This window comes from Streptococcus sp. VTCC 12905, assembly GCF_049893385.1.
GTDB classification, from domain to species: Bacteria; Bacillota; Bacilli; order Lactobacillales; family Streptococcaceae; genus Streptococcus; species Streptococcus suis_AA.
This window is the reverse complement of the sequence record NZ_JBMVJC010000027.1, coordinates 1-14173: the sequence shown is the minus strand read 5'-3', so window position 1 is coordinate 14173 and position 14173 is coordinate 1. Positions and strand designations below refer to the sequence as shown.

The following is a 14173-nucleotide window of genomic DNA, read 5'->3' as shown; positions in this document are numbered from 1 at the left end:
TTCCAATCTAGTCACTCTAAGACTAACTCCTAAAGAATGTAACACATCTACCTGGTCACATTCCTTTCATTAATATCCTGTTAATCTATTAAATCCTTACTACAGAATAGCAAAATTCTCTGTTTAGTATTTCAACATTTTTCTTCTTGTTTGTCAAATCATAACAATGTAACAAAAAAAGAAAGCGTATTTATTCACTTTCCTTCAAAATCTGATTTTTTGTTTTTAGTCGACTATATACCCATTCTTTTACCAATCGATAAACAACTGCAAAGATCGGTGTGAAGAAGACCATACCTAACAGACCAAATAAATTACCACCTATCAATGCTGCTGTCAAAGTAAATACAGTAGGAAGTCCTACAGACTGCCCGACAACACGGGGGTAGATCACATTTCCTTCAATTAATTGTATAATTTGGAAGAGTACAATAGACCACAGAGCCAGCAATGGATTTTGAACAGCAACAAAGAGAGCACTGATTAGACATGCTGAAAATGGACCAATATAGGGCACAAAGGACAATACACCTGTTAAGATCCCAGCCATGCTTGCATAAGGGATTCCTGAAACAGAGTAACTTACAAATACCAAAACCCCGATGATACACGCTTCGACAATCTGGCTCATCAAGAATCGATCGTAGGTATCAATAATCACTGCTCCAATATAATTGACTACCTTGACAGCTTTTGTCGGTAGGATAGCTTGTAATAATTTTTGTGTCATAGATAGTAAGTGTTCCTTGCTACCCAAAATGGCTAAGGTAAAGAAGAAAGCCATGACTAACGTCATTGTATTTGAGAAAATCCCTGTCACATTTGAGACGAGTCCAGAAAGTATCGGCGTCACGAGACTGGATACAAAGGTCAAATTCTTCAATTGATCCAATAGACTCGTAACTTGTTCACCAATCTGACCAGATAGCAGGCCATAAGACTGTAAAAATGCTGTTAAAGCATTGATCGATTTTGGAACGGCTGTACTGCTAACGGAAACTAATTCCGATACAGTTGTTACAAGCGTTGGTAGAACAATAAGAACCAGTCCTGTGACGATTAAGATGAAGGCAATGAGTACACCCAAGATGGCAAGAGCTCGCTTGGATTTTTTTAAAAAAGAAACTTTTTCAATCAAGTCCTCTATTTTTTTCATTGGAACATTTAATATAAAGGCAAAAAGTCCACCAATAAGAAGTGAGTTCATGCTCCCAAGTACCGTTAAGATTCCGCTATAAACTGTTGACCAATTTAAAACTGTTAATAAGACCAGCCCAGCAAAAATGAGCAAAATCAACTGCTCTTTCAATTTCGAATTCATAGATTCATACTCCTTACAATCTATACCATTCTAACATAGGTAGAAACAAAAAGAAAGAGCTTTACACTCTCTCTTGTCTCTAATCTCTCATGGTATAGCCAACACCACGTACCGTCCGAATATAGGAAGCCTGTCCTGGAACATCTAATTTTCCACGAAGATAACGGATATAGACATCCACAACATTGGTTTCAGAGGCCGCTTCATACTTCCAGACCCGTTCAAGAAGCTGTTCTCGGCTAACTGGTTCCGGACTATTCATCAACGTCGCCAGCAAATCATATTCTCGCCGTGTCAAGTTGATTAACTCATCTCCCCGAGTGACCGTTCGGTTTTGAAAATCAACTTTTAAATCTCGATAGGCCGCATGCAAATGAACCTGTTTACAATTCGTTTCAATAAAATCTCTACCACGGAAAATATCGGAAATTTGTTCCACCAAGTCACTAATAACAAATGGCTTCACAACGTAAAATACCGCATACGTCAATATATCTTCCCCATGGTCAGCCACTTCTGTTGGTTCGACAACTACAATCATCACCGTAGCAGGTTTGATTGCAAGAAGCTCCTTAGCCAACTTCTTGCTGGACATATCGGATAATTGGAAACTCATCAAAACCAAATCAAAGTCTGTCTCATGAGCTAGAGATAAAGCTTCTTTCCCTGTTGAAGCATAATCAACGATATACTCCTTCTTCTGAAGTTCCATGGAAACAAAATGTGAAAGATTACGCTCTTTCCCAGCAATCAAAATTTTCTTAGCCATTGTTCATCCTTTTTCTATAGTTACATGGTTTAGGAATCGAATCATGACTAGAAAGAAGGGCGCTCTCACGCCCATCTATTCTTATTTTGATTCGCTATACCAGTCGTAATGGAAGACACCTTCTTTGTCTTTACGGTTATATGTGTGAGCACCAAAATAATCACGTTGTGCTTGAATCAAGTTGGCTGGTAAGTTTTCAGCACGATAGCTATCAAAGTATGTAATCGCTGCAGAAAAAGTTGGTACAGGAACTCCTGCTTGAACTGCCAAAGCAACAACATCACGAACAGCCTGTTGGTATTTCGCTGTTACATCAAGGAAGTATTCATCCAAAAGCAAGTTTGCCAAATCTTCATCACGGCCGTATGCATCTGTAATTTTTTGCAAGAAGCGAGCACGAATGATACAACCCGCACGCCAGATTTTTGCGATTTCACCAAATGGTAGGTTCCAGTTGTTTTCTTTAGATGCTACGCGTAATTGTGCAAAGCCTTGTGCATAAGACATAATTTTTGAAAAGTAGAGGGCTTGACGGATTTTTTCGACCAATTCAGCCCTATCCCCTTCATAGGCAAACGGAGCTGGTTTTGGAAGCACTTTACTTGCAGCCACACGTTCTTCTTTGTATGTAGAAATATAACGAGCAAATACAGACTCTGTGATCAATGATAATGGCACACCCAAATCAAGTGATGATTGGCTAGTCCATTTACCAGTACCCTTGTTACCAGCAGCATCCAAAATATAATCAACGATTGGTCCATCTTGGCCTTCATCATCTTTGCGTTTCAAGATATCCGCAGTGATTTCAATCAGGTAGCTATCTAATTCACCCTTATTCCACTCAGTGAAAATATCAGCCATTTCATCAACAGACAAGCCGAGTAAATGTTGCATCAAATCATATGATTCAGCGATCAATTGCATATCTCCATACTCGATACCATTGTGAACCATTTTAACATAATGACCAGCACCATCCGGACCAATGTATGTAACACATGGCGCACCATCTTCTGGGGCTTTTGCTGAAATTTCTTCTAAAACGTCTGCTACCAACTCATAGGCTTCTTTTTGACCACCAGGCATGATAGAAGGACCCTCAAGAGCACCTTTTTCACCACCAGATACACCTGTTCCGATAAAGTTAATTCCTGAGTTTGCTAATTCTTTAGAACGACGGATTGTGTCTTCATAGAAAGTGTTACCGCCATCAATCAAGATATCGCCTTCATCCAAGTGTGGTAACAATGCTTGGATTGTTGCATCTGTACCAGGTCCAGCTTGAACCATCAACATGATACGGCGAGGTTTTTCAATAGAAGCAACAAAGCTTTCTACATCATAACTAGGTACCAAGTTTTTTCCAGGGTTGCTTGCCACCACATCCTCAGTCTTATTAGCAGAACGGTTATAAATAGCTACTGTATAGCCACGTGACTCAACGTTAAGCGCAAGGTTGCGGCCCATAACAGCCATCCCTACAACACCAAAATTTGCTTTTGTCATTAGTTTACTCCTCTTGTTAGTATCTTTTTCATTATACACCGAAAACCCAAAATTGACAAGAATTTTCTGAAAATTTAACCATCCAAAGGCTTGGACTATTCATCCTCTTCAAATAGTCCTTGCAATTGAGCAAAGGGGCTATTAGCCTCTTTCTTTTCTTGTGCTTGCTGCTGGAAGGTTTCTTCTGTCATCAATGTCCATGATTGACCTGCCGGCAAGTCCTTTTCAGCTTCTTCATCAGGTGACAATACCTTGATTGGAATAGCTAGCAAGATATTATCCGCCACGCTTTCATCTAGGACAATCTGATCATTCTCCACCACTAAAACCATATCTTCATCAATCAAAACTTGTTCTTTGAGTACGGCTTCGTTAGCTACAAACAGCTCATTGACCTTTTGAGCCTCATGTAAAACCACTGGTTGTAGTGAACGACTAGAAGCCAAGGTGATATCATAGGTCATCTGATAATCTAAAAAAAACAAGCCTGACTCAAATCGAACATTACCAGATACTTGTACAGGTGACAATCCTAGAACTTCACTATTTCGTGCCTGCAATTCTTCATGTAAATCCAAGGTCTTTTCGAAGGAAATACCATCTGGATTTTTCTGAATATCATAAATATGAAACATTGTATTCCCCTATTCAACTAGTTCTGTGATGTAGTTGTAAACTTCTTGTCCAGCAACTGCTCCATTTCCAACTGCAGTTGCAATTTGACGAAGTTGATTTTGGCGAATATCGCCGATGGCATAAATACCAGCTTTGCTCGTTTCCATTTTTTCATTTGTAACGACCCAGCCAGCTTCATCCGTAATTCCTAAATCTACAACCGATTCTGTCATCGGATCCAAACCAACATAGATAAAGATGCCACCAAAATCAAGTTCACTGACTTCTTCTGTTTTTACATTTTTAATAACAACACTTTGCACGCGAAGGTCATCACCCTTGATTTCTTCCACTACGCTATCCCAGATAAAATTTATTTTTTCGTTGGCAAATGCACGGTCTTGAATAACCTTTTGAGCACGAAGCTGGTCTCTTCGGTGAACAATGGTCACTGACTCGGCAAATTGAGTCAAGAATAAAGCTTCTTCTACCGCAGAATCGCCACCTCCGACAACCAAGAGTTTTTGACCCCTAAAGAAAGCACCGTCACAAACTGCACAGTATGAAACACCACGGCTATTGTAAGTATCTTCTCCAGGCACACCAAGCAAGCGATGTTTTGCACCCATAGCCAGAATGATTGACTTGGTTTCCAAAACGCCATCTTCAGTGATAACTTTTTTAATAGGACCATCCTCTTCAATTCGAATCAAGGTTCCAAAAATATGATCCACTCCAAATTTTTCCAGAGGCTCAAACATCTTTTCCGCCAAGGCGGGACCTGATATATGGTCGTAACCCGGATAGTTTTCGATTTCAGCGGTATTGTTCATCTGTCCGCCATATATACCACGTTCTAATAAGGCCACTTTTAGATTGCTCCGCCCCGCATACAGCGCTGCTGTCATCCCGGCTGGGCCTGCACCAATTACAATTGTATCGTACATGATTCTTTCCCTCTATACTTTTATCATCAAAATGATACTGACGACTCCAAAAGCCACAATCGGAATCGTCATAACATTAATCATCAGTAAATCAAATAAAAAGTCGTGTCGTTCTTGTAAGGTCTTATCTACGCCCTTGCTAGCGCGGATTAAAAACCAAATAAAACTAATCACAATAACAAAAATCGCTGCGATCAAGAGTCCTTGTAAATAAAAGCTTAAAATATTTTGTAACATTGTATTCCCTCAGTACTCTTAAAAGGTTTGATGTTTCGCCTTCCGTTCCGCACGGCCTTTAGCACGCGCTTCAACCCGTTTGTTCTTCCGACGCTTTTCATCGACAGCCCACTGAATTTTCTTTTTGTAGCCTGGTTTGACTTTTTTCTTTTTCTTCTTGACCAAACCAATCATTTCCAAATCTAGTTTTTCACGAGACTTTTCACGGTTTACACGACGATCACGGTCATAGGTATCAACAAACTCACCATTTTTCATTTCTTTAGGTAAGAATTTTATATTTAGTTTTTCTAATTCTCGAATATCTTCGTCATCACTCGGTTGATAAAGGGTAATGGCAATACCCGGTAAACCGTTACGTCCTGTACGACCGACACGGTGTACAAAGAAAGAAAGGTCCTGAGGAATGGCATCATTAATGACATGGCTGACACCCTCAATATCTATACCACGAGCAGCCAAGTCGGTCGCTACAATGTATTGATAGTCTAAGTTTTTCACCTGATTCATGATTCGTTTCCGCTCACGTGGCGGAACGTCCCCATGAATCTTTGCAACACGAAGACCGTTTTCTGTCAGATAGCTATGCAATTCATCCGCACGCGTCTTAGTATTCACAAAAATCATTGCCAAATAAGGCTGCATGAGCTTGGTTGCCTCTAAAACCTGAGCATTACGGTCACGACCCTTTGTCGAAATCAACCAATTTTCAATCGTATCAGAAATCACAGTGTGGGTCTTGATTTGTTCCATAACTGGGTTGGACAAGTATTTTTTCAAAAATGGTTGCAGTTTTTGCGGAATAGTCGCTGAGAAGACCATAAATTGAAGATCTTTAGGCAAACTTCCAGCAATTTTATCCACTGTTTCTAAAAAACCCATATCCAGTGTCATATCAGCCTCATCCACTACAAAGATTTTCGCCTTGTGAATAGCAAGATTTCCTGATTGCACCAAATCATAAATTCGACCCGGTGTTCCAACGACTATGTGGGGTTGCCCAGCTTGGAGCTTGTCAATCTGACGATTCTTGTCTGTACCACCTACATAATTGCTGACTCGAATTTCGGTCTCGGAATGACTAGCCAGCTGACGAGCTGCCTGATAGATTTGGGTTGCCAATTCGCGCGATGGTGCCGTAATAACTGCTTGAACTTGGTCTACTTCTTCATCTAATTTTTGAAAAATTGGAATCAAAAAGGTATGGGTTTTCCCTGATCCTGTCTTTGATTCTCCAATCAAGTCACGCCCTGACAAAACAACCGGTATCAATTTTTCCTGAACTTCTGTCGGCTGGACAAAGTTTATTTCTTTCAATGCCTCTTGAAGATAAGGCTTGAGCTTCATATCTGTAAATTTCATAGTTTCCTCTTTAGTTGTATTCCCCCTATTATAGCACGATTTAGGTGGACAAGCAAAAAGGACGGATACCCGCCCTCATTAACTCTCAATTACTTCAGTAAATTCTGCCTCGATAATACCTAGTTCTTTTACCTCTGCCAAACTAGCCTTGAAGGCTTCGCTGAGTTCTAGTTCGCTATCGAAAACACCATTTATTTTTTTCACAAATGTGTCTGCCAACATCCCTCCCATGGGCTGGAAGGTAAAATAGGTCAAACCTCCTGAAATCAGACCACCCAAAATAGGAACTGCATTGGCAATGGTCTTTTCAACAGTCTTTTTGGTAATTTTCACACCAATCACTGCGGCTACCTTTTACACCAAGGGATACCAAGTTGTCTTGGTCAAAGCCTGCATAGCTACTTTTTTACCGATATTAGCTCCGACTGTCTTGGATACTTTATTGAGAAGAACTGCTGAACCAGCTGCTCCAAACATGACACCAATGTAGGCAATAATGCGGATTTGAACCTCTTCTGAAATTTCCTTCCCTTCACCAACAAATAATTCATCTTCACCAAAAAGATAAGCGATTTGTTGCGACAAATTCAAGGCAAAACCAAAACACTGAACTATATCAGCAGTACCTGCCACCACCGCTGTAAATGGATTCCCCGGTAAACCAGCTGCGAAAGAAATCAAAGATGTTTTCATAGTCATATCATTAATGATTTTTTCAGCTTCCTTACGCAAAGCTTTTGTAGTGAAGACCGCCGTTGGTCCATCCGCAATAATTTTATCTAGATAGGGACTATCTTTAAAACGAGTCTTCAAAAATTCTTCCCGATTGACTTTAACCATAGGAAGTCGACTAGCAGCTGTCATGGTTTGAATAACCACTCCATAAAACTGTTCTTGATTGAATTGTTCCATTTCTATCCTCCACCAATTCTCTCTCCATTTCCCCCCCCCCCCGACCATATTTTTAAAGGTAAAAAAACAGCATTTCTGCTGTTTCTGACATTTTATAGATAAAGAATAGCTAGGGTAATCAAGCTCATGATGAGACCGACTGACCAGAGGAAAAAGTCAACTTTCCATTCACTCCATTTTTCAGCTTTTCCGGTCAATCCTCCAAGCTCCAAATGGTGATGGAAAGGAGTCATACGGAAAATACGACGACCTTCCCCAAAGCGTTTTTTTGTATATTTGAAGTATGAAACCTGCAACATCACTGAAGAAGTCTCAAGCACATAAACCAAACCAATAAGGAGGAGAGTCCATTCTTGACGGAGGGCGATCGAAATTGTCGCCAACATACCTCCTAGCGCTAAACTTCCTACGTCTCCCATGAATATTTTGGCAGGTTTGTGGTTGTAAACAAAGAATCCAAGCAAACCACCAATCATGGTCAAGCAGACTAAAAGAATATCAAACTTCTGTTCTTTATAAGCAATAACAGAATATGCTAATAAACTAATGACAACTGAGATAGAGGCAAGTCCATCAATACCATCGGTCAAGTTGACAGCATTTGAAAAGCCAACCAACCAAAATAGTACAAAAGGAAAATAGAGAACTCCCAGATTTAGCATATAGCCAAATACGTTTAGTTCACTCCCACCAGCTCCTCGCACATGCACAAAGTAGAAGACAATACCACCAAGGATTTGCAAGGCAAGCTTTTGCTTAGGATTCAAGCCTTCGTTAATTTTATGGAAAATTTTCAGAAAATCATCCAAGAATCCCACCAAACCATAAAGGGCTAAAATGAATAGAATGGCAATAACGCCACCAGTCAACATGTGAGTCGTTGCTGCGAAGATAAAACTAACCAGAATCGCAACTACTAGAAAAACAGTTCCCCCCATCGTCGGAGTTCCTGCCTTAAATTGATGTTGCTTGACATCTTCATGCATCTGTTGTCCTTCAATGCGTTTAGCTTGGTAAAAAGTAATAAATTGTGGGATTAAGAGAACAGTTGCCAAAAAAGCAACCAATCCTGACATAAGTGCAAATTGCATGTTAGTCTCCTAAAGTAATTGTAATTTTCTTTGTATTCATCAAAGCAGTTCCAACTTCAACACTCTGATCAACCACTTTTGAACCAGTACCCTTATAGGTCACCTCAATACCCGTCCATTCTGCAAAAAGATCCATATTCTCTTTGGTTAAGGCATAAAGGTCAGGCATTTCTTCAAATTTATTGGTTAACAAGAGAATCTGTTGATTCGCTGCAACATTACTGCCGACTTCTACAGAGACCTTTTTAATCTCTGATCCATTTCCTAGAATAACCGGTTGAATCAATTCACGACGTAGCTCCTCAGCAGTCTCACCTGGTGTTTGTCCAATTACATTCGGTAACTGGTATTCTGATTCCGTAGAGACTTGTGCCAAAGCTGGTGCACTTGAATCTAAGTTGAGACTATCTTTCAACAACATAGCTTCTTTCAAAGTTGGATTGACAATGTCTCGCCATGACATAACATTAAGTGATTCCGGTTGTCGAATAGTTACGTACATGATAAATTCTGGATCTTCAGCAGGTACCATTGCCACTACAGAGTTAATATAGGCACCCTTAATATACCCTTGCCCATCTTCACTGGCAATCTCCGCACTACCAGATTTGACTGCAACATCATATCCATCAACAACTATCGAAGGTCCCTGCAAATCGTATGAATAGAGTGTCCCATATACAGGATCCGTTCCGACATTAATCATATAGCCAAGTGTATCATCAGCGGCTTTTTCTGAAACTGGGTTCCCAACTTCTTCTACTTTTGAAAAACGAGCCGAATTTGTATTCGGGTCATACAATGCAGAAATAAATTTAGGTTCCAACATAATGCCGTTATTGGCAATTGCTGTAAAACTACGAAGCATCTGTGCTTGAGTAGCTGAAATACCTTGGCCAAAAGATGACATCGCAATAGTTACAATATTATCCTCTGGAATCAATCCTGGCACCTCATCTCCCATACCAAAACGAGTTGGATAGCCATAGCGGAATTTGGTTAAATAATTCAACCATTTCTCGTCACCCATTTTTTGTTGAAGCAGTGTCATTCCAACGTTACTGGACAGAGAGAAGCCTTGTGCAAAGTTTAGTGTGACCGCAGAGTATCCAGCATTAAGTGTCCAGTCATTAATTTTTGCGTCTGCAATCACATATTCATTGTTGGTATAAGTTTCATTTGGATCGAAAGTTCCGTTATCAATAGACGATGCTACAGTAAGAACTTTCATAGTCGATCCTGGTTCATAAGCTTCTTGATATAGCAAGGAGCGTTCTAGCAGTCCTTCAGCACCAAGCCCTTCTTTTGTATCTGGGTCATAACTTGGGCGTTGTGTTGTAGCTAAAATTTCACCAGTTTTCGCAGAAACCAAGGTGGCATTTGCATACTTACCTTTAGCATTGTTAAAGAAAGTATCCATATTTGTTTCAAGCGATCTTTGCAAATCTGCAGACAGAGTAGTGTACAGATCTTGACCATCAATTGTCTCAGTCACGACCTCTTCAGTTCCTGGAAGAACACGGCCCTGACTATCTTTTTCATACACAACTTTACCGTCTTGTCCAGCCAAAATATCATTTAAATAATATTCTAAACCACTTACTCCTTGCAAACTATTGCTTCCATCAGAGTTTTCAACCGGATTGGCTAATCCAACAAATATAGAAGCAAAGTTTCCATTTGGATACATTCGACCAGGACTGGCGTTAAAATGTATTCCTTCAATTCCAGCAGCTTTCATCTTTTCTTGAATCGTAGTCATAGTATTATAGGAAATGTTTTTTCCTAAAGTACCAAAATAGACTTGATTCAAATCTTGTTGATTTAATTGCTTAAGAACATAATCCTCCTCCATTCCAAGGTACTGATTAAATACTTGTGCAACTTGATTAAATTGGGACGACTGGACATACAAGATTTCTTTTAACTCAGAAACATATTCCTTGTCAATAATCGCATAAACCGTATAGGTTGTTGAGTCTTCTGCAATTGGAACCCCTGTGCGATCATAAATGGTTCCACGTTTCGCCTGTATGATCACTTCTTTTTGATGGACTGCTTGCGCTCCTTCAGAAAGATCAACACCAAACTTTGAATCCGTTCCTATAATAATCGCAAAATTAATCAGGAAAATAAAAAATACAAAAATCGACACTATCAGTAAACTTTGTCCTACTCTCCGCCGATTTTTGGAAGGAATATAGCGATTTTTCAAGACATATCGCAAGAGTTTATTGTTTCTTCTGGGCATTACTCTGCTACTCCAATATTATCATTATTAAAAGATAGTCCTGCCTTCTCAGCAATCTCCATCAATCTTGCCGAACGCAGTAATTCGTTGGCAGCTTGTTTTGCATCATCAATTTCAACTTGCTTTTGACTAATTTCTTGGTTGACCTTAGCCATTTCTGATTGAACTTGTAAGAGCCTTGTTTGCAAAAAGACAATCGCAATTGCTAAAATAATTCCCGATAGAATAATGCTGGTATAAAATGCTTTTTCAACGCGATCAAATGTTTTTATTTTATCACCAATGACCCTCATGGTAGCTTCTCTACGTGTTTCTTGCAACATAGACTCTCTCCTATTTATGTACTTTCTTAGCTACACGCAGCTTGGCTGAATGCGCTCTATTATTTGCATCTAATTCTTCTTGACTCGGTAAGATAGGCTTACGATTGACCAATTCAAGTGGCGCCTTCAAGTTATCTGGAATAAATGGTAAGCCTTTTGGAACATCAATTGTACTCGCTTCTTTGAAGAGTTGTTTAGTCAAACGATCTTCTAAAGAATGGAAGGTAATAACAGAAATCCGTCCATCCAGAGCCAATAAGTCAATGGCCTGCTGGATAGATTCGTCTGCCGCTCCCAATTCATCGTTGACCTCAATCCGAATAGCTTGGAAAATCTGCTTGGCAGGGTGACCCTTTTTCTTTAGCTCTTTCGCAGGCTTAGCTGATTTGATTAATTCAGCCAACTCAGTCGTTGTTTCAATCGGCTTAACCGCACGCGCCTGTTCAATCTTACGAGCAATCTGCTTGGAAAATTTATCCTCACCATATTTAAAGAAAATCCGTACCAAATCGTGATAGTCATAGTTATTGACCACATCATAAGCTGTCAAATGTCCCTCACGATTCATCCGCATATCGAGCGGAGCATCTTGTTTGTAAGAAAAGCCACGCTCCCGCTCATCCAACTGTGGACTAGATACTCCTAAATCATAACAAATCCCATCAATCTCTGTTACACCTAGCTCCGCCAAGCGAGTCTTGAGATTGCGAAAATTGTCCCTAATAAAGGTCACTTGTCCCTTTTCAATGTAGGATGCCAAGCGAATATGGGCATGATCAATAGCAGTCTGATCCTGATCAAAGGCATAAAGATGCCCACCATCCGTCAACTGACTGAGCAGATACTCACTATGCCCTGCTCCACCCAGCGTTGCATCTACATAAATTCCATTTGGTTTGATGTCTAACATATCGACTGTCTCATGCAAGAGAACAGTTGTGTGATTAAATTCCTTGGTCATATCTTTTCTATTGTACCACAAATTAAATCAAAAAGATGTTGCAAACTTTTTACAAAAAATATGTCAGATATAGTGGACAACTTATATGAATAGGTATATACTAACAGTAAAGAAATATGTCGCATATAGTTGACATCAACAGAGAGGTCTCCCTCATTTTTTACAACCAACCGTCGCATATAATTGACATCGTGCATAAGGATAGCTAGTCTATCCTCTCTCTTTACAATAGAATGTCGCATATATTTTACACGAAAGGAGAACCCATGAACCGTGTCAAAGATTATCGCCTACTGCTAGGTATTTCCCAGCTGGATCTAGCCAAAGCCATCGGCGTATCCAGGCAAACCATCAACATGATTGAAAACAACAAATACAATCCCTCGCTAGACCTCTGTATCAACCTAGCCAAAGCTTTACAGACCGATCTCAATAGCCTCTTTTGGAATGAATAGAAAAGAAAATATCATGAAAAAGAATACACGCAAAAACCTTATCTCTACCCTTATTTTTATCCCGCTCTTTGTCCTCTTTCAGCTTTGGGGCAATAGCGGAGCAGAAATCTTGCACACCATCAGCCAAGCAAAATTTTGGCTACAAGTGCTGATTGCTGGAACCATCTACTTCTTAGGCTTTGTTTACATCTTACCATTGTTCGATCAAAAATAGGAGCTGCTTATGAAAAAAGAAACCTTTCAAGATAAATTAATCAAACGATTTTACGGTATCGCAGGGCCTTTGGATGAATTTCGCAAAAAAGAAGCCTTCCGACTAGGCAATACCTGCTTTATCCTGCTCTTTTGGGGCACCATGGCTCTTAACCTACTGGCACTCGCTCTATCCAAACGCTACCCAGAAGTCGTTGCCTATGGCTATCCAACGGCTCTATTCCTATCCACTCTTTCCGCCAGTATGTATATGACATCCAAGATGCGTCACAACCAAGTGGACAGTTTAGATGTAGAAGAACTGACTAGTAAGGAACAGAAGCAGCTCAAAGGAGCAAGTATCAAATTCGCCCTCTATTTCACTGCCGTTATGTACATTTGGACTGTTGTTTTTGGTGCCTGGATGGAGGGGCTCAACCCGCTCGACCATTTATTTGACCTCCGAAAATTCCTTGCAGCCTGTCTAGGTGGTGTTTTCATGGGAATTTATATCGAAATCGCTCTTCGTAAACGCATGAAAAAGGCAGAAAACCTAACTGTCAACTCTGCTATTGCCAAAGAAGAACCCAAGTGGATCAAAAATATGATTAAACGTTTTTATGGTATCCGCGGTCCTTTAGACGAATACCGACAGGCCGAGGCTGATGCTATCGGCGGACAGGCCTTTATCTACTACTTCTACTTCCTAGCTCTCGGAAATGCCATCGCCTACTTCCTAGTCTACCGCTATCCTCTGGAGGTGGCTACCTATTATCCAATGATAATTGCTCTCTTTAGCTTTATCTTGCTAGGTATCGTCAATATGCAGACCCTCCATGCTGACTTGCCCCAATATGACTTGGATGAGCTTAGCCCTGAGGAAAGACAAGGTCGGCCCCTTAACCCAATTCTTTGGGGACTGGGAGTTGCACTGCTATCTAGCCTCTTTGCTGGGCTGGCAGACCTCTTTAGCCTCCAACTTCCCCTACTGGATTCCATCTTCCACATAAAATCCCTCCTCTTCGGTGGCATGATGGGCCTCTTTGCCAGTCTAGCCCTGTCTGCCATTGCCTATCTGCAAAAATTGGAAGCAGATTCTGCTAAGAAAAAATAAGGAGCAGACCCAATGAATAAACCTTTTACACCCAAACAATGAACAGCTCCCTGTCAAGTGGACAATGAAATAATAAAAGATTAGGCGACGGCCTTGTTCCTCATTTCAAGAGGG

The 14173-nt window shown here is 40.3% G+C and carries 14 protein-coding genes and 1 pseudogene; 3 read left to right on the top strand and 12 right to left on the bottom strand.

What is annotated here, in order from left to right; translation table 11 throughout:
- Positions 1-190: 190 nt before the first annotated feature.
- From ACPC58_RS09090 to rsmH, 12 genes and pseudogenes are all read right to left on the bottom strand, one after another.
- Positions 191-1321: an AI-2E family transporter gene (locus tag ACPC58_RS09090; protein WP_130554661.1), complete on the bottom strand. Its 1131-nt coding sequence runs from the start codon at positions 1319-1321 to the stop codon at positions 191-193.
- A 79-nt stretch (positions 1322-1400) separates the two neighbouring features.
- Positions 1401-2090: a response regulator transcription factor gene (locus ACPC58_RS09085; RefSeq protein WP_217374725.1), complete on the bottom strand. Its 690-nt coding sequence runs from the start codon at positions 2088-2090 to the stop codon at positions 1401-1403.
- A gap of 81 nt (positions 2091-2171) precedes the next feature.
- Positions 2172-3599, bottom strand: a complete 1428-nt coding sequence (gene gndA / locus ACPC58_RS09080; RefSeq protein ID WP_434065835.1) for an NADP-dependent phosphogluconate dehydrogenase — start codon at positions 3597-3599, stop codon at positions 2172-2174.
- Positions 3600-3694: 95 nt separating this feature from the next.
- The gene (locus ACPC58_RS09075) at positions 3695-4234 is read right to left on the bottom strand and encodes a YceD family protein (protein ID WP_434065834.1); all 540 of its coding nucleotides are present in this window, start codon (positions 4232-4234) and stop codon (positions 3695-3697) included.
- A gap of 9 nt (positions 4235-4243) precedes the next feature.
- On the bottom strand, positions 4244-5161 hold the full coding sequence (gene trxB, locus ACPC58_RS09070; protein WP_277843136.1) for a thioredoxin-disulfide reductase: 918 nt from the start codon (positions 5159-5161) through the stop codon (positions 4244-4246).
- Positions 5162-5173: 12 nt separating this feature from the next.
- A complete protein-coding gene (locus ACPC58_RS09065; protein WP_130554666.1) occupies positions 5174-5398 on the bottom strand; it encodes a DUF4059 family protein in 225 nt (74 codons plus the stop codon).
- A gap of 18 nt (positions 5399-5416) precedes the next feature.
- Entirely contained in the window at positions 5417-6760 is a 1344-nt protein-coding gene (locus ACPC58_RS09060) for a DEAD/DEAH box helicase (protein WP_216807102.1), read from the bottom strand.
- Positions 6761-6838: 78 nt separating this feature from the next.
- Positions 6839-7672: pseudogene (locus ACPC58_RS09055) on the bottom strand (hypothetical protein).
- A 92-nt stretch (positions 7673-7764) separates the two neighbouring features.
- Entirely contained in the window at positions 7765-8763 is a 999-nt protein-coding gene (mraY, locus tag ACPC58_RS09050; RefSeq protein ID WP_434065833.1) for a phospho-N-acetylmuramoyl-pentapeptide-transferase, read from the bottom strand.
- A gap of 1 nt (position 8764) precedes the next feature.
- Positions 8765-11014 (bottom strand): penicillin-binding protein PBP2X, encoded by a 2250-nt coding sequence (gene pbp2X / locus ACPC58_RS09045; RefSeq protein WP_434065832.1) that lies wholly within the window; start codon positions 11012-11014, stop codon positions 8765-8767.
- Positions 11014-11337 (bottom strand): cell division protein FtsL, encoded by a 324-nt coding sequence (ftsL, locus tag ACPC58_RS09040; protein WP_434065831.1) that lies wholly within the window; start codon positions 11335-11337, stop codon positions 11014-11016. Before ftsL ends, pbp2X begins: the two co-directional genes overlap by 1 nt.
- A 10-nt stretch (positions 11338-11347) precedes the next feature.
- On the bottom strand, positions 11348-12298 hold the full coding sequence (gene rsmH, locus ACPC58_RS09035) for a 16S rRNA (cytosine(1402)-N(4))-methyltransferase RsmH (protein WP_434065830.1): 951 nt from the start codon (positions 12296-12298) through the stop codon (positions 11348-11350).
- A gap of 266 nt (positions 12299-12564) precedes the next feature.
- On the opposite strand from rsmH, the gene ACPC58_RS09030 reads away from it, so the two are divergent.
- Genes ACPC58_RS09030 through ACPC58_RS09020 form a run of 3 tightly spaced genes read left to right on the top strand, consistent with a single transcriptional unit; the run spans position 12565 to position 14059 of the window.
- Positions 12565-12753: a helix-turn-helix transcriptional regulator gene (locus ACPC58_RS09030; RefSeq protein WP_002942681.1), complete on the top strand. Its 189-nt coding sequence runs from the start codon at positions 12565-12567 to the stop codon at positions 12751-12753.
- A gap of 13 nt (positions 12754-12766) precedes the next feature.
- On the top strand, positions 12767-12967 hold the full coding sequence (locus ACPC58_RS09025) for a hypothetical protein (protein WP_130554673.1): 201 nt from the start codon (positions 12767-12769) through the stop codon (positions 12965-12967).
- A gap of 9 nt (positions 12968-12976) precedes the next feature.
- Positions 12977-14059: a DUF3278 domain-containing protein gene (locus ACPC58_RS09020; RefSeq protein WP_434065829.1), complete on the top strand. Its 1083-nt coding sequence runs from the start codon at positions 12977-12979 to the stop codon at positions 14057-14059.
- The last annotated feature ends 114 nt before the right edge of the window (positions 14060-14173 follow it).